The 15,584-nt window shown below is 76.1% G+C and carries 16 protein-coding genes; 5 read left to right on the forward strand and 11 right to left on the reverse strand.

The window, feature by feature from the left end:
• Positions 1-67 precede the first annotated feature (67 nt).
• Positions 68-592, forward strand: a complete 525-nt coding sequence (locus ABD158_RS12515) for a GNAT family N-acetyltransferase (RefSeq protein ID WP_344007636.1) — start codon at positions 68-70, stop codon at positions 590-592.
• On the opposite strand, the gene menD is transcribed toward ABD158_RS12515, so the two are convergent.
• The 3 genes from menD to ABD158_RS12530 are packed head-to-tail and all read right to left on the reverse strand — an operon-like array spanning position 549 to position 4,389.
• Entirely contained in the window at positions 549-2,222 is a 1,674-nt protein-coding gene (gene menD, locus ABD158_RS12520) for a 2-succinyl-5-enolpyruvyl-6-hydroxy-3-cyclohexene-1-carboxylic-acid synthase (RefSeq protein ID WP_344007639.1), read from the reverse strand. The genes ABD158_RS12515 and menD overlap by 44 nt on opposite strands.
• Positions 2,219-3,217, reverse strand: coding sequence for an o-succinylbenzoate synthase (locus ABD158_RS12525; protein ID WP_344007641.1), 999 nt, complete (start codon positions 3,215-3,217; stop codon positions 2,219-2,221). The genes menD and ABD158_RS12525 overlap by 4 nt, the downstream gene beginning before the upstream one ends.
• On the reverse strand, positions 3,214-4,389 hold the full coding sequence (locus ABD158_RS12530; RefSeq protein WP_344007643.1) for an AMP-binding protein: 1,176 nt from the start codon (positions 4,387-4,389) through the stop codon (positions 3,214-3,216). Before ABD158_RS12530 ends, ABD158_RS12525 begins: the two co-directional genes overlap by 4 nt.
• 42 nt (positions 4,390-4,431) lie before the next feature.
• On the opposite strand from ABD158_RS12530, the gene ABD158_RS12535 reads away from it, so the two are divergent.
• Both ABD158_RS12535 and ABD158_RS12540 read left to right on the forward strand, forming a co-directional pair.
• Positions 4,432-5,319, forward strand: a complete 888-nt coding sequence (locus tag ABD158_RS12535; RefSeq protein WP_344007645.1) for a 1,4-dihydroxy-2-naphthoate polyprenyltransferase — start codon at positions 4,432-4,434, stop codon at positions 5,317-5,319.
• Between the two features lie 9 nt (positions 5,320-5,328).
• Positions 5,329-5,460 carry a hypothetical protein gene (locus ABD158_RS12540; protein ID WP_344007647.1) on the forward strand — a complete coding sequence of 44 codons (132 nt, stop codon included), beginning with the start codon at positions 5,329-5,331 and terminating at the stop codon, positions 5,458-5,460.
• 36 nt (positions 5,461-5,496) lie between these two features.
• Here ABD158_RS12540 and cds1 read toward each other — a convergent pair whose 3' ends face one another.
• Both cds1 and ABD158_RS12550 read right to left on the reverse strand, forming a co-directional pair.
• A complete protein-coding gene (gene cds1 / locus ABD158_RS12545) occupies positions 5,497-6,645 on the reverse strand; it encodes an L-cysteine desulfhydrase Cds1 (protein WP_425573195.1) in 1,149 nt (382 codons plus the stop codon).
• Positions 6,638-6,904 carry a DUF4229 domain-containing protein gene (locus ABD158_RS12550; protein ID WP_344007649.1) on the reverse strand — a complete coding sequence of 89 codons (267 nt, stop codon included), beginning with the start codon at positions 6,902-6,904 and terminating at the stop codon, positions 6,638-6,640. The genes cds1 and ABD158_RS12550 overlap by 8 nt, the downstream gene beginning before the upstream one ends.
• 71 nt (positions 6,905-6,975) lie before the next feature.
• On the opposite strand from ABD158_RS12550, the gene ABD158_RS12555 reads away from it, so the two are divergent.
• Complete coding sequence (locus ABD158_RS12555) at positions 6,976-7,299, forward strand: hypothetical protein (RefSeq protein WP_344007651.1); 324 nt, start codon at positions 6,976-6,978, stop codon at positions 7,297-7,299.
• A 431-nt stretch (positions 7,300-7,730) separates the two neighbouring features.
• Here the strand turns inward: ABD158_RS12555 and ccsB are convergent, their stop codons facing one another.
• From ccsB to hemL, 6 genes are read right to left on the reverse strand one after another with little or no spacing between them, the layout of a single operon-like run.
• Complete coding sequence (ccsB, locus tag ABD158_RS12560; RefSeq protein WP_344007653.1) at positions 7,731-8,798, reverse strand: c-type cytochrome biogenesis protein CcsB; 1,068 nt, start codon at positions 8,796-8,798, stop codon at positions 7,731-7,733.
• Positions 8,795-10,522: a cytochrome c biogenesis protein ResB gene (gene resB / locus ABD158_RS12565; protein ID WP_344007655.1), complete on the reverse strand. Its 1,728-nt coding sequence runs from the start codon at positions 10,520-10,522 to the stop codon at positions 8,795-8,797. Before resB ends, ccsB begins: the two co-directional genes overlap by 4 nt.
• A complete protein-coding gene (locus tag ABD158_RS12570; RefSeq protein ID WP_344007657.1) occupies positions 10,519-11,280 on the reverse strand; it encodes a cytochrome c biogenesis CcdA family protein in 762 nt (253 codons plus the stop codon). The genes resB and ABD158_RS12570 overlap by 4 nt, the downstream gene beginning before the upstream one ends.
• The gene (locus tag ABD158_RS12575) at positions 11,273-11,881 is read right to left on the reverse strand and encodes a TlpA family protein disulfide reductase (RefSeq protein WP_344007659.1); all 609 of its coding nucleotides are present in this window, start codon (positions 11,879-11,881) and stop codon (positions 11,273-11,275) included. Before ABD158_RS12575 ends, ABD158_RS12570 begins: the two co-directional genes overlap by 8 nt.
• A complete protein-coding gene (locus ABD158_RS12580; protein WP_344007661.1) occupies positions 11,878-12,564 on the reverse strand; it encodes a histidine phosphatase family protein in 687 nt (228 codons plus the stop codon). Before ABD158_RS12580 ends, ABD158_RS12575 begins: the two co-directional genes overlap by 4 nt.
• Positions 12,561-13,946, reverse strand: coding sequence for a glutamate-1-semialdehyde 2,1-aminomutase (hemL, locus tag ABD158_RS12585; RefSeq protein WP_344007662.1), 1,386 nt, complete (start codon positions 13,944-13,946; stop codon positions 12,561-12,563). Before hemL ends, ABD158_RS12580 begins: the two co-directional genes overlap by 4 nt.
• Positions 13,947-14,279: 333 nt before the next feature.
• Here hemL and ABD158_RS12590 point away from each other — a divergent pair, with 333 nt between their 5' ends.
• Positions 14,280-15,506, forward strand: a complete 1,227-nt coding sequence (locus ABD158_RS12590) for a lytic transglycosylase domain-containing protein (RefSeq protein ID WP_344007665.1) — start codon at positions 14,280-14,282, stop codon at positions 15,504-15,506.
• The last annotated feature ends 78 nt before the right edge of the window (positions 15,507-15,584 follow it).

The following is a 15,584-nucleotide window of genomic DNA, read 5'->3' on the forward strand; positions in this document are numbered from 1 at the left end:
CCTGCGCACCCGGGTCGACCCGACGCCCACCGCCTGCGCACCCGGGCCGGCTCGGCAGGATGGGGGCGTGGGTGCGGACGGGGTGCGGCTGCGGGCGGCGACGCCCGACGACGTCGGGGCGGGTGCGGAGCTGCACCGACGGTGCTGGGCCGAGACCTACCGCGGGATCGCGGACCCCGCCGCGCTCGAGCCGCGGCTCGCCGACCGCGACCGCTGGGTCGCGGCGTGGCGCCGGCAGCTCGCGGAGGGCCCGGCGTACACGGTGGCCGAGGTCGGCGGCGCGCTCGTCGGGTTCGCGCTCGTGGGCCGCTCGCGCATGGTCGACGCGCCGACCCCGACCGAGCTGCACGCGCTGTACGTCCGGCGCAGCCACCACGGCACCGGCCTCGGCGCGCGGCTCCTGGACGCCGTGCTGCGGCCCGAGCCGTGCATGCTGTGGGTGACGGAGGCGAACGCACGGGCGCGGGCCTTCTACGCGCGGCACGGCTTCGAGCCCGACGGCACCCGGCAGCTGTACGACGGGCTCGGCGCGTGGGAGTGCCGGCTCGTCAGGCCCGCGGACCCGGACCGGGCGGCTCGGCCAGCGCCCTGACCGCGGCGTCGACCTCCCGGCGGCGGGTGCGGTCGACGACCGCCTCGACGACCTCGATCCCGGAGGCGGGCGCGGCGAGGGCGGCGTCGAGCTGCTCGGGGGTCCGCACCCGGCGGTGGGGGGTGCGGGTCGCCGCGCACAGGGCCGCGAGGTCGGCGCCGTGCGGGGTCGCGAAGAGGCGCTCGAACGAGTCCGCGTGGGCCGGCGCCCCCTGCTCGAGGGTCGCGAAGATCGAGCCGCCGTCGTCGTTGACGACCAGCAGGGTGAGGTCGGGCCGCTCCTCCTCGGGACCGAGCAGCAGCCCGTTGGCGTCGTGGAGGAAGGTGACGTCGCCCATCAGCGCGATCCGCCGGGCGCTGTGGCGGCGCGCGATCGCGGCGCCGACCGCGGTCGAGACCGTGCCGTCGATGCCGGCCAGCCCGCGGTTGGCGACGACCATCCGCCGCTCCCCGACCCCCCAGCCGTGGACCATGAGGTCGAGGTCGCGGACCGGGTTCGAGGCCCCCACGACCAGCAGGCCGGTCGGCGGGAGCGCGGCCGTCACCCGGCCCGCCACGGTCCACGGGTCCAGCCCGCCGTCGGCGACCCCCGCGGCGAGCAGGGCGTCGAGCCGGGCGGCCGTGGTCGCGTCGGCGGCGCGCCAGCCCGCGAGCCAGTCGGGGTCGTCGAGCCCGTCGGGGTCGTCGGCGACCTCGAGCGCGTCGTGCTCGGCGGCCACGGCGAACGGCCGGTCGGGCCACCGTCCGCGGGCGCGCAGCGAGACCACCTCGACGTCGCCGCGCGTCAGCAGGTCCGTGACCGGCCGGGACAGCGTGGGGTGGCCCGCGACGACGACCCGCTCGACGCGGTCGGCCCAACCGGCGGCGAGCAGCAGCCGGTAGGTGCGGATCGCGTGGGCGCCGGTGCGCGAGCCCGAGCTGGGCTCGGCCAGCAGCGGCCAGCCGGCACGCTCGGCGAGCTGGCGCGCGGGGGGCCCGGCGTCGTCGCCGGCGACGACGACGGTGCGCGGTCCGCGGGGCACCACGAGGCCGGGCTCGGCCAGCCGCGGGAGCGGGTCGCGGCGGGCGGGCGCGGGGACGGCGGTCCAGGGCGCGTCGGGCACCAGCGGCGGGGCGAGCTGCACGTTGAGGTGCACCGGGCGTCGGGCGGCGTCGGCGGCCCGGAGCCGGGCGGTCAGGTCGACCGCGCCGGGGCGGGCCGGGTCGAGGTCCTCCGCGGCGAGGTCGAGCGCGTCGGCGGCGTCGCCGTACAGGTCGACCTGGTCGGTGGTCTGGTTGGCGCCGGTGCCCCGCACGGCGGCCGGACGGTCGGCGGTGACGGCGACCATCGCGATCCCGGCGTGGGAGGCCTCGAGCACGGCGGGGTGCAGGTGCGCCGCGGCCGTCCCCGACGTGCAGACCACGGCGGCGCGGGCGCCGTGGCGGGTGAGGCCGAGGGCGAGGAAGGCGGCGGTCCGCTCGTCGATGCGGGTGTGCAGCCGCAGCGCACCCGCCCGCGCGGCGTCGTGGGCGGCGTAGGCGAGCGGCGCGTTGCGCGAGCCCGGGGCGAGGACCACGTCGCCCACCCCGGCCGCGAGCAGCGCCGACACGACGGCGCGGGCGTGGTCGGTCGCGCCGGGCACGTCGCTCACGGGCGGCCGTCCAGCAGGGCCGCGACCTCGTCGTGGCGGCGTCGCCACCACGCCTCGCGGTCGGCCGGGGCGGCGGTGCGCGCGAGCGCGTCGGGCTCGGGCCCGAGCGCGGCACCGGCGAGCAGGGTGACGGGCAGGGACCCGTCGACCGGCCGCGCGGGCGGGTCGAGCACGTCGTCGCCGAGCAGGGTGGCCGTGCCGAGGCCGCAGGCGTGGGGCAGGTCGGGCAGCGCGGCGGCCAGCGCGACGCCGGCGGCGAGCCCCACGGAGCTCTCGACGGCGCTGGAGACCACGACCGGCAGCCCGATCTCCTCGGCGACCCGCAGGCACGCCCGCACGCCGCCGAGCGGCTGCACCTTCAGCACGGCGACGTCGGCGGCCTCGAGCTCGCGCACCCGGTAGGGGTCGGCGGCGCGGCGGATCGACTCGTCGGCCGCGATCGGCACCCAGGTGCGGCGGCGCACGCGGGCCAGGTCCTCGACCGCGGCGCAGGGCTGCTCGGCGTACTCCAGGCCGCCGGCGGCCCGGTCGAGGCGGGCCAGGGCGTCGACGGCCTCCTCGACGTCCCAGGCGCCGTTGGCGTCGACCCGCACGTGGGTGGCCGCCCCGTCGCCCGCGACCTCGGTGAGCGCCTCACGGACGGCCGCGACGCGGTCGGCGTCGGCGTCGAGGTCGCCGCCCGGCTCGGCGACCTTGACCTTCGCGGTGGTGCAGCCGCCGGCGAGCACGAGCGCGCGGGCGGCGCGGGGGTCGACGGCGGGGACCGTGACGTTGACCGGGACGCGGTCGCGCACCGGCGCGGGCCAGTCGCCGGCCGCGGCCTCGCGGGCGCAGCGCAGCCAGGCGGCGGCCTCGGCGGCGTCGTACTCGACGAAGGGCGACCACTCGCCCCAGCCGGCCTCGCCGCGCAGCAGCACCCCCTCGCGGAGGGTCAGCCCGCGGAAGCGGACCCGCATCGGCAGGGACCACACGTGCAGGTCGTCGGGCTCGGTCATCGCTCGTCCTCCGTGTCGTCGGGGGCCCCGGTGGAGGCAGTGGATGCGGTGGACCCCCGGGCCAGCGGGGCCAGCGCCAGCCGGTCCACCTTCCCGGTGCCCAGCAGGGGCAGCGCGTCGACCACCCGCACCGACCGCGGAGCCCAGGCCCGCGGCAGCGTGGCGCCCACGAAGTCGCGCAGCTGTGCCAGCGAGGGTGCCGGGCCCGACGCGACGACCACCGCCGCGACCCGCTGGCCCCACTCGTCGTCGGGCACGCCGACGACCTCGGCCTCGCGCACGGCGGGGTGCTCGCGGAGGCGCGCCGCGACCGCGCCCGCGGGCACGTTGACGCCGCCGGAGAGGACCACGTCGTCGAGGCGGCCCAGCACCTGCAGGGTGCCGTCGGGGTGCAGGCGCCCGGCGTCGGCGGTGCGGTACCACCCGTCGACGAAGGTCTCGGCGCTCAGTGCGGGGTCGTCCTCGTAGCCGGCGGCGATCGTGGGGCCACCCAGGAGGATCCGGCCTGCACCCGTGCCGGCGCCCGTGCCGGCGGGGACGTCCTCGGTCGCCTCGATCCGCACGCGGACGCCGGGCAGGGGCCGACCGTCGTACACGCAGCCGCCGGCGGTCTCGGACGCGCCGTAGGTCGCGACCACGCGCACGCCGTACGCCTCGGCGCGGGCGCGCAGCGCGGGGTCGACGGGTCCGCCGCCGAGCAGCACGGCCCGCAGCCGGGCGAGGGCGGCGGTCCCGTCCTCGTCCTCCAGCAGCCGGGCGAGCTGGGTCGGCACCAGGGAGCAGAGGCCCGGACGGCCGCCCCGCAGCAGATCGTCGACCGCGTCGCCGAGGGTCTCGTGGTCCTCCCCGAGCACGGGCGGTGCGCCCGCCAGCAGGGAGCGCACCACGACCTGGAGCCCGGCGACGTAGGAGACGGGCAGTGCGAGGAGCCACCGGCCCTCGGCACCGAGGTGGGCGGCGGTCGCCCTCGCCGAGGCGACGACGGCGGCGCGCGGGAGGACCACCCGCTTGGGCCGCCCGGTCGAGCCCGAGGTGGCCACGACCAGGGGCCGGGGCTCCGGGTCGGCGGCGAGCCAGGCCGCGACCAGCTCGACGACCGCGGCGGTCGGCCCGGCGACCGGGTGGAGGCTCGCGCGCGCTCCCGGGTCGGCGGGGCCCGCGGGTGTGGTCACCCGAGTCACGCTACCCAGCCGGGCGCTGCTTGGATCTGGGGCATGGCACGGGCGTCGGAGTGGGTGCAGGGCGCGCGTCCCCGCACGCTGCCCGCCGCGGTCGCGCCGGTGCTCGCCGGCACCGGCGTCGCCGCCTGGGCGGACGGCGCGGTGTGGTGGAAGGCGCTGCTCGCGATGGTGGTCTCCCTCGCGCTGCAGGTCGGGGTCAACTACGCCAACGACTACTCCGACGGCATCCGCGGCACCGACGCCGACCGGGTCGGGCCGATGCGGCTGGTCGGCTCCGGCGCCGCCGAGCCCGGCGCGGTCAAGCGGGCCGCCTTCGCGGCGTTCGGCGTGGCCGCCGCGGCCGGGCTCGTGCTGGCCGCGACCACCGCGTGGTGGCTGCTCGCGGTCGGCGCCGTGTCGGTGGTGGCCGCCTGGTACTACACCGGCGGCTCACGGCCCTACGGCTACGCGGGACTGGGCGAGGTCATGGTGTTCGTGTTCTTCGGGCTCGTCGCCGTGACCGGCACGACCTACGTGCAGACCGACCGCGGCGAGGCCCTCGGCGCGGCGTTGGTCGCGGCGGTCGGCATCGGCGCGTTGGCGTGCGCGATCCTCGTCGCCAACAACCTCCGCGACGTCCCCACCGACCGGGTGGCCGGCAAGCTGACGCTGGCCGTGCGGCTGGGCGACGCCCGCACCCGTCGCCTGTACGCCGGTCTGCTCGCCGTCGCGCTGCTCGCCCTGCTCGGCGTGGCGGCGCTGACCTCGCCCTGGGCGCTGCTCGGGCTGGTGTTCCTCGCCCCCGCCCTCCGCGCCGGGCGCACCGTCCTCGGCGGCGCCGGCGGACCGGCGCTGATCCCGGTGCTGCAGGCCACCGGGGTGGCCGAGCTGCTGCTCGGCGCGGGGGTCTTCGTCGGCCTGCTCGTCGCGGCCGCGACGTAGGCTCGGCCCATGATCTGGGTCCTGCTCATCGTGGCCGCCGTCGTCGCCGCCTACGTCTTCCGCGTCCAGCTGCTGTCGAAGGTCCTCGGCCAGCCCGAGGAGCGGGTGCGCCGCCAGCTCAACGCGCGCAAGCGCAAGTGAGCCACGGCTGAGCCGGTGCTGGGCCCCGCCGGGGCCTCAGGCCGGCTCGTCCCACTCCCCCGTCGCGGCGAACCGCTCCAGGGTCGCCGCGTACGGCGCGACGTCGAGGCCCTGGGCGGCGAGCCAGGCGTCGTCGTAGTACGTCGCGGCGTAGCGCTCGCCGCCGTCGCACAGCAGCGTCACCACGGACCCGGGCACGCCGGTCTGGCGCATCTGCGCGATCGTGCGCAGCGCCGCCCACAGCGAGGTGCCCGTCGAGCCGCCCGCCGAGCGGCCGGTCACCCGGGTGCACCACCGGGCCGCGGCCACCGAGGCCGCGTCCGGCACGGCGACCATCCGGTCGACCACACCGGGCAGGAACGACGGCTCCACCCGGGGCCGTCCGATGCCCTCGATGCGCGAGCCCGCCGCCGTGGCCGACGGGTCGTCGTCGCGCCAGCCGGCGAAGAACGCCGACCCCTCGGGGTCGGCCACGCAGAGCCGGGTCGCGTGCCGGCGGTAGCGGATGTAGCGACCGATGGTCGCGGAGGTGCCGCCGGTGCCGGCGCCGACGACCACCCACGCGGGCACCGGGTGGCGCTCGGAGGACATCTGGTCGTAGATCGACTCCGCGATGTTGTTGTTGCCGCGCCAGTCGGTGGCGCGCTCGGCGTAGGTGAACTGGTCGAGGAAGTGCCCACCGGTCTCGGCGGCCAGGCGGTGCGCCTCGGCGTAGATCGCGCCGGGGTCGGCCACCAGGTGGCAGCGCCCGCCCTCGAACTCGATCAGCGCGATCTTCTCCGGTGACGTGCTCGCCGGCATCACGGCGACGAACGGCAGCCCGAGGAGGCGGGCGAAGTAGGCCTCCGAGACCGCCGTCGAGCCCGAGGAGGCCTCGATGACCGTGGTCGTCGGGCCGATCCAGCCGTTGCACAGCGCGTAGAGGAACAGCGAGCGCGCGAGGCGGTGCTTGAGCGAGCCGGTGGGGTGCACCGACTCGTCCTTGAGGTAGAGGTCGACGCCCGCGTCGCGCACCGCGTCCGGCAGGGGAAGGACGTGGAGGTGCGTGTCGGCCGAGCGGTTCGCGTCGGCCTCGACCCGTCGTACGGCCTCGTCGAGCCAGGCGCGCAGCCCCTCGTCCGGGCGGTCGACGACGTGGCACGCGGTCGCGGCCCGCGACGCGGGGTGAGCCTCCGGCTCAGGCACCGCCGTCCTCGCGCCCCCGGCGGTCCTCGAAGCGGGCTGCGGCGCGGTCGGCCCGAGCCTGGATGCGCCGGGCGAAGGCGTCGCGCTGGCGGTTCAGGAGGAAGTACGAGGCGACCCCGGAGATCACGAACGCGATGACCAGCGGCAGCAGGATCGGCAGCCTGTCCTCGGTGAACAGCAGCCAGATCCCGCTCACGAGCGCCCAGGCGGCCGCCAGGAGGGCCAGGCGCAGACCCGTGTAGACGGCGAACTCCTTCATGGCTCCAGCGTACGGCGGCGCCCGACGGCGCCGGTGACTGCCCGTGACCACCCGTTGCCTACCCTGGAGGGGTGTTGAGGTTCCTGCTGGTCGTCGTGCTGGTCGCCGTCGCGGTGTACCTGCTCGTGCGCCTGCGGCAGCGTCGCGCCGCCGGTCGTGACGGCGGCTCCGGCGGCGGCACCGTGCCCCCGCCGCCCCGGCGTCCGCTCGGTCCTGACGACGACCCCGACTTCCTGTGGAAGCTCGAGCGCGAGAAGCGCCGCCGCGCCAAGCCGGCCGAGGAGCCCCCGGCCCCCGACGCCGCACCCGAGGCCGGCGCCGCCGGCGACGAGCAGCACGACGCCCGTCCCGACGAGGACACCCGCGACACCCGGGACCACCGCACCGACTCCTGACGCCGAGTCGGCCCGGACGCGCACGCCTGGGCCCCCGAGTCGGCCCGGATGCGCACACCCGGGACACCGAGTCGGCCCGCATGCGCACGCCCGGGCCCCTGAGTCGGCCCGGATGCGCACACCCGGGACACCGAGTCGGCCCGGATGCGCACGCCCGGGCATCGGGACCGGCCGAGGGAACGTCGCAGGCGCGGTCGGCGGCCAGCAGCCGTCCCCGACCGTCGTACCCACGGCGGCGGACGACCTGCCGCGAGAGCGCTCCGGCGCCGACGCCGTCGGCTCCAGGTCGACGAGCGCGGGTCGAGGTTCGCACCCGGGCCGACTCGACGCTCCGCAGGTGCGCACCCGGGCCGACTCGACGCTCCGCAGGTGCGCACCCGGGCCGACTCGACGCTCCGCAGGTGCGCACGCGGGCCGACTCGGCGCTCGTCTCAGAGGCGCAGGGGCACCGCCGGGGTGACGCCGGGCGGGGCCGAGGCCTGGAGCGCCTCGACGCGCTCGACCACGGCCGGGGCGGCGTACGAGTGCTGGCTGGAGGTGGAGAAGAAGTTGATGCCGATGAAGTTGAACCACAGCGTCGCCGTGCCGAGCAGCGCGAGGTACGCCGCGTTGCGGCCGCGCCAGCCGGCCGTGGCGCGGGCGTGGAGGTAGGCGGCGTAGACCACCCAGGTGATGAACGCCCACACCTCCTTGGGGTCCCAGTTCCAGTAGCGGCTCCACGCCTCGTGCGCCCAGATCGGGCCGGTGATGAGCACCGCGAAGGTCCACACCGGGAACGCGAAGGCGTGCAGGCGGTAGGAGATCCGGTCGAGCACGACCGGCTCCGGGACGCGGGCGAGGTAGCCGGTGGTGCCGCCGGGACGGCGCTCCTTGACGAGGTAGAGCACCGACAGCAGGCCGCCGAGCGTGAACGCCGCGGTCGCGATGATGGCCGAGACCACGTGGATCACGAGCCACGGCGAGTACAGCGCCTCCGTCAGCGGCGCGACCTCCTCGTGGAGCCAGATCACGTCGATCATCAGCAGGGTGGTCACGGTGCCGACGACGATCGGCGCCATCCAGGCGAGCCGCAGCCGCTGGCGCACCACGAGGAAGATCAGCGTGATGAAGAAGGTGCCGGAGAGGGTGAACTCGTACATGTTGCCCCACGGCACCCGGTTGGGGTCGGCCGCGAGCCCGCGCGACAGCATCGAGACACCGTGCACCGCGCAGGCGAGGATCGTCAGCAGCAGGCCGAGGCGCCCGAACATCGCGGACCGACCACGGGCCCCGTCGAGGTCCTCCCCCGTCGCGCCCGCCGTCTGGTCGGTCGCGGCGGACGATCCCGCGCCCCGCGAGCCGACGGCGCCGGCCGCGACCGGCTGACGCTCCGCCTTCTCGACCGGCAGGCGCCGCAGCGCGCTCCACTCGACGAGGTGGGCGATCAGGGCCAGGAAGTACAGGAGGCCGGCGCCCGCCACGGCCTGGTTGCTCAGCTGTTCCCACGCGGCGTCGGTCACGACGACTCCTTCGGGTGCTCATCGGGGTGCTGCTGGTCGGTGTGCTCGTCGGTGTGCTCGTCGGCGGCCCGCTCGTCCGGCGCCGGCGGCGCCCCCGAGTCCCGGAGCGCGGCGACGACGCGCTCCAGCTCCTCGCCGACCTCGTGGCCGCCGGAGCGGTCGAGGGCGGCGACCTCGACGAGGGTCCCCCCTCCGGTACCACGGCCGGCCCTCGCCCTCACCCACACGCGGCGCGGGCGGATGAACAGCGAGCCCAGCAGGCCGATCAGCGCGAGCACGACGCCGGCCAGCGCGATCATCTTGCCCGGGGTCTGGCTGATCTGGATCCGGTTCCAGCGCTGCACGCCGTCGAAGCTGACGGTGCCGGCGCCGTCGGGCAGCTCGACCTCCTGGCCGGGCGACAGCTGGATGCGGAACAGCGAGCCGTCCGGGTTCTCCAGGAGCTCGAGGTCCTCCTTGTCCAGGACGTACGTCGACTGGGGGCTGCCGTCGTCGAGGCCGACGTCGCCGACGTAGGCCTGCATCACGATCGCCGGGTTCACGGCGTCGCCGAAGGCGGAGAACGGGCCCTGCTCGGGCGTGAAGGCGTACGTCGGGTAGAACTCGCCCTCGAGCGCGATCTGCTCCGGCCGGGCGTCGGGCGACTTCACGACGCCGAACGAGCGGAACGACGGGTCCGAGGGCAGGAAGACGACCGGGCCGGAGCGCACCACGTCGCCGTTGCCGTCGCGGATCGTGATGACCGGGGCGTAGCCGTGGCCGATGAGGAAGACGTCGGTGTCGCCGATGGTCAGCGGGTGGTTGACCCGCAGGTCGTAGGTCTGGGTCTCCTCGCCGGGGGCCTCGCGGTAGTCGAGGTGCGAGACGAACTGCTGGGCCATGCCGGCGCGCGGGCCGTCGGTGAGCCAGGAGATGTCGAAGTCGGTGACGTCGAAGCTGAACGGCTCCATGTCGGCGGGGTCGTACAGGTCGCCCGGCACGAAGTCGTCGTACTGGGTGAGGTTGTTGGAGAAGCCGCCGCCGACGAGCACGATCACGCCGCCCTGGTAGCCGAACAGGCCGCCGAGGGCCACGCCGACGAGCACCACGACCACCGAGACGTGGAAGAGCAGGTTGCCGGCCTCGCGCAGGTAGCCGCGCTCCGAGGCCACGGCGTCGTCGCCGACGTCGACGCGGAACCGACGTTTGCGCAGCACCGCTCGGGCGGCCTCGAGGACCTCGGCCGGCTCCGCCGTCGTCGTGTACGACGTGCTGTCGGGCAGGCGGGTCAGGTGCCGCGGGGCCCTGGCCGGGCGGGCCCGCAGCCCGCGGAGGTAGACCGCGGTGCGGGGCAGGATGCACCCGACCAGCGAGATCATCAGCAGGATGTAGATCGCCGAGAACCACACCGAGTCGTAGACGCTGAACAGCCCGAGCCGCTCGTAGATCGGGGTCAGGGTCGGGTGGGCCTCCTGCCAGCGCGACACCTCGAGGGCGTCGACGTCGGCCTGCGGCACGACGGAGCCCGGCACGGCGGCGACGGCGAGCAGCAGCAGGAGCACCAGCGCGGTGCGCATCGAGGTGACCTGGCGCCACAGCCAGCGCAGGGACTCCCGCGCGGTGAGGTCGCCGGGCCGCCGGTCCCCGGAGCCGCCCGGGCCGCCGACGGAGCCGCGCTCGGCCGGCGAGCCGGAGACGTGGCCCTCGGGGCGGACGTCGCCCGGGCGCTGTCGGGTGTCGCTCACACCGCCACCTCGAATCCGGACACCAGGTTCAGCTGCAGCCACGACACGGCCACGTCCCACCAGCCGGTGAGGAGCGCGAGACCGGTCAGCACCATCATCGCCCCGCCGATGCGCATCACCCAGACCTGGTGGCGCCGGACGAACGACACGGCGCCGAGGAAGCGCCGGTAGGCGACGGCGGCGACGACGAAGGGCAGGCCGATGCCGACGGCGTAGACCGCGGAGAGCAGGGCGCCGCGCCCGGCGGTGCCCTCGTTGATCGCCAGGGTCGAGATGACGCCGAGCGTCGGGCCGATACACGGCGTCCAGCCCAGGCCGAACAGGAAGCCGAGGAACGGCGCGGCCGCCAGCCCGACCCGGGGCACCGCGTGGATCCGCTTCTCGCGCTGCAGGAACGGCACCAGACCGGCGAAGGCCAGGCCGAGCACGACCGAGATCAGCCCGAGCGCGACGGTCATCTCCCGGCGGTAGTCGACCAGCGCCTCGCCGAGCGCCCCGGACGCCGTGCCGATGGCGACGAACACCGCCGAGAAGCCGAGCACGAACAGCAGCGAGCCCGCGAGCATCCGCCCGCGGCGGGCGTCGGACTCCCCCGCGGCGAGGTCCGCGCCCGAGAGACCCGTGGCGTAGGACAGGTAGCCCGGCAGCAGGGGGATCACGCAGGGCGAGAAGAACGAGACCAGACCCGCGACGAGGGCGACGGGCAGCGCGAGCAGCAGCGACCCGGAGGCGGCCGTCTCGCCGAACCACTCACCCACGGGTCGACCCGCCAGCGGGCGCGGACTCGTCCGCGACCTCCTCGACGAGGTCCACCAGCGTCTGCTGCGACGGCAGCGGGCCGATGATGCTTGCGGCGATGCGGCCCTCGGCGTCCAGCACCACGGTGGCCGGGATCGTGCGCGGGCCCAGCGTGCCCGTGAAGGCCAGCAGCGCCTCCCCGTCCGGGGACCAGAACGACGGGTAGTCGACCTCGAAGGTCCGGTTGAAGGCCTGGGCCGTGGCCTGGGAGTCCTCGCGGATGTTGATGCCGACGAACTGCGCCTCGTCGGCGGTCTCCTCGGCCGCGCCCACGAGCTCGGGCATCTCGGCGCGGCACGGGCCGCACCAGGCGCCCCAGACGTTGACCACGGCGACCTCGCCACGGAGGTCCGCGAGGTCGAGCGGCTCGCCGTCGAGGCCCTCGCCGGTGAGCTCGACCGGGTCGCCCCGGCCCTCGAGGGCCACCTGGTTGATCTGGCCGTCCCCGGTGACGTAGCCCTTGTCGCCGGTCCCCTCGGTCTCCGTGCAGCCCGAGACGGCGACGACGGTGGCCAGCAGCGCCCCGACGAGGGGGACGAGGGTACGGCGGGGGCGGGTCATGGGACGGCGGGCTCCTCGTGGCGCCCACCCGAGGAGAAGGGGGCGCTGCGGTCGGCGAGGGGGATCATGTCGCCGGCGGGCTCGGAGTAGGTGAGCCGCACCAGCCGGTCGCCGCGGTAGTGCAGCGACGTGAGCGAGCACAGGGTGCACTGCCGGCGGCGGGGGTCGTGGAGGAAGACGTGCTTGCCCTCCACGTGCAGCCGGGTCGTCCAGATCGGGAGCTGGTGGGACACGACGACAGCCTCGTGGCCGCGGGCGGCGTCGCGGGCGGCCGCGGCGCCGGCGAGCATGCGCGCCGCGATCTGGCCGTACGGCTCGCCCCAGGACGGGCGGACGGGGTTGCGCAGGTGGCGCCAGGCGGCCGGGCGGCCCAGGGCGCCGTCGTTGATGGCGAAGCGCTGGCCCTCGAACTTCGAGGCCGACTCGATGACCCGGTCGTCGATGGTGGGCTCCAGCCCGAAGGCCTCGGCCAGCGGCTGGGCGGTCTCCCGCGCCCGCTCGAGGGGGGAGACCCGCAGGTGGACGACGTCCCGCCCCGCGACGACCTCCGCGACGCGTCGCGCCATGGCCCGGCCCCGCTCGGACAGGTGGTAGCCGGGCAGCCGGCCGTAGAGCACCCCACCGGGGTTGTGGACCTCGCCGTGGCGCAGCAGGTGCACGACCGTGGTCTCCTCGCCGCTCACCCGCGCACCCCCGTCCCCGCCGCGCGGGCGGCCGCGCGGGCCGCGCCCGGCAGGGCGGCGGCGATGGTCTCGAGCGCGGCGTCGTCGTGCGCCGCGGAGAGGAACCACGCCTCGTACGCCGAGGGCGGAAGGTGCACGCCGGCGTCGAGCATCGCGTGGAAGAACGCGGCGTACGCCGTCAGGTCCTGGCCCGAGGCGTCGTCGAAGTCGCGCACCGGGCCCTCGCGGAAGAACACCGAGAACATGGTGCCCGCGGACTGCACGTGGTGGGGCACCCCGGCCGCCGAGAGCGCCGCGGAGGCCTCCTGCTTGACGATCTCGCCGGCCTTGGCGACGTGCTCGTAGACCTCGGGGGTGGCGAGCCGCAGGGTCGTGAGGCCGGCGGTGGTGGCGACGGGGTTCCCAGACAGCGTCCCCGCCTGGTAGACGGGCCCGTCGGGACTGAGCCGGGCCATGATGTCGGCGCGACCACCGAACGCCGCGGCCGGGAAGCCGCCGCCCATCACCTTGCCGAACGTCATCAGGTCGGGGGTCCAGCCCTCGACCGCGCCGTCGATGCCCCAGTAGCCCCGGGCCGAGGCGCGGAAGCCGGTCATCACCTCGTCGGTGACGAACAGCGCGCCGTGGGCCGCGCAGGTCTCGGACAGGAAGCGGTTGAAGCCGGGGTCGGGCGGGACGACGCCCATGTTGCCGGCGGCGGCCTCCGTGATCAGGCAGGCGATGCGGGGGCCGTGCTCGGCGAACGCCGCCGTGACGGCGTCACGGTCGTTGTAGGGCAGCACGACGGTCTCGCCGGCGGCCGACTCGGGCACCCCGGGCGAGCCGGAGTGGGCGAACGTCGCCAGGCCCGATCCCGCGGAGGCCAGCAGCGCGTCGACGTGCCCGTGGTAGCAGCCGGCGAACTTCACGACCACGTCGCGTCCGGTGAAGCCCCGGGCCAGCCGGATCGCGGACATGGTCGCCTCGGTGCCGGAGGAGACGAGCCGGACCCGCTCGACGGGGGTGCGGGCGACGATCTCCTCGGCGAGCTCGAGCTCGGGCACCGTGGGCGTGCCGTACGACGTGCCCCGCGCCGCGGCCGCGGTGACGGCGGCGACGACCTCGGGGTGGGCGTGGCCCAGCAGCATCGGGCCCCAGGAGCCGATCAGGTCCACGTACTCGTGGCCGTCGGCGTCGGTGAGCCGCGCGCCGGCCGCGGAGGTGATGAACCGTGGGGTGCCGCCGACGCCGTTGAAGGCGCGCACCGGGGAGTTGACGCCCCCCGGGGTGACGGCGAGGGCGCGCTCGAAGAGGGCGCGCGAGGCCGCCTGCCCGCCCGCGCCACCGGCGTCCGTGCCTGCGCGCGCGGGGTCCTGCTCGCTGTCCCGACCGGCCTCGACCATGACCCCATCATCGCCGAGACGGCCAAGGCCGCTCCGCCCGCCCCCGGGGGCCCGTCGTCCGGCCGGCGCGGGGCGTCGCCGCAGGTCAGGGCCCGTGTGGCCGCTCGAAGGGGTGCGGGAGCCGCCCATGGCCGGTACAGTCGTTCACTTGTGAGGGTGCTCACGTCGCGCGGCCCTGCGGCACGGTCCTGTGGTTCCGTGGTGCAGCCGTAACGTGAAGTGGCACACTTCGTTGGGGATATCACGGCCCTCCGTCGGAGGGGTGGAGGCCGGATGGGACCGCGAGTCGCGGACGCTCGGGAGGGCGTCGGCGGGGGAATGGGGAGAACACGGATGTCGACACCACGTCGGTTCGGCCGGACGCAGAAGGCGCTGACGCTGCTGCCGCTCGCGCTGCTGTCCGCCGCCTGGACCGCAGGCCTGGCCGCGCCGACCGTCTCGCTGACCGCGGCCGCCGACCAGGTCGACGTCGACCTGCCGGACGGCACGTCCGTGCCCACCGAGGCCATCGAGGCCCCGGCCAGCCTGTCGCGACCCGGCGCCATCGCCCCCGGCGTGCCCGCGGGCCGCGGCGCGGAGGCCGTGCGCACCGCGTCCACCAACGGCATCCCGGCCGCCGCCCTGGCGGCCTACCAGCGGGCGGAGACGGTCATCAACCGCGCCGACGCCGGCTGCAACATCACCTGGCAGCTCGTGGCCGCGATCGGCCGCGTCGAGTCCGACCACGGCCGCTTCGGCGGCAACGTCCTCGACTCCGACGGCGTCGCGCAGCCCGGCATCCGCGGCATTCCGCTCGACGGCCGCAACGGCACCGCCACGATCCGCGACACCGACGCCGGGCAGCTCGACGCCGACCGGAGGTTCGACCGCGCGGTCGGGCCGATGCAGTTCATCCCCTCCACCTGGTCGGTGGTGGGCGTCGACGCCGACGGCGACGGCGAGCGCAACCCGCAGGACATCGACGACGCGGCCCTGGCGAGCGCCGTCTACCTCTGCTCGGGCGACGAGGACCTCTCGACGACCGCGGGGCAGCGCTCGGCGGTCTTCCGCTACAACAACTCCGAGGACTACGTCGACCTCGTGCTCTCGATCATGGAGGCGTACTCGCAGGGCGACTACTCCTCCGTCCCGACCGCGACGGCGTCGGGCAACACCTTCCAGCCCGCCCCCGAGGCCGCTCCCCGCGCCGGCGGCCCCGCCGCCGGCGCCCCGGTCGGACCCTCCGGCGGCGGTGCCGGCACCGGCACCTCCGGTGGCACCGACACCGACGTCCGCGAGGAGCCCGAGCCCTCGCCCGCCCCCAGCCCCGACCCGGCGCCGAGCCAGCCCCCCGTCCAGCCGCCCTCCGGCGGTGGTGGCGGCAACAGCCCCGGGGGCAACAACGGCGGCGGCGTCGACATCCCGAAGGACCCGACCGGACCGATCAAGGACGTCCTCACCACGGCCGAGGCGCGGGTGGCCTGCCTGGCCGACCTCGGCCTCGGCGGCATCCTCAGCTCGCTGCTGACGCCGAGCCAGCAGAATCAGCTCGCGGCCTGCATCACCGAGAAGACCAGCTGAGGTCGTCCGATCCCGGCACCGGACGCCGCGCTCCCCTCGGGGGGCGCGGCGTTCGCCGTAGGGTCGGCGGTGACGTGC

Origin of the sequence: Nocardioides lentus (genome assembly GCF_039529515.1) — a bacterium.
GTDB classification, from domain to species: domain Bacteria; phylum Actinomycetota; class Actinomycetes; order Propionibacteriales; family Nocardioidaceae; genus Nocardioides; species Nocardioides lentus.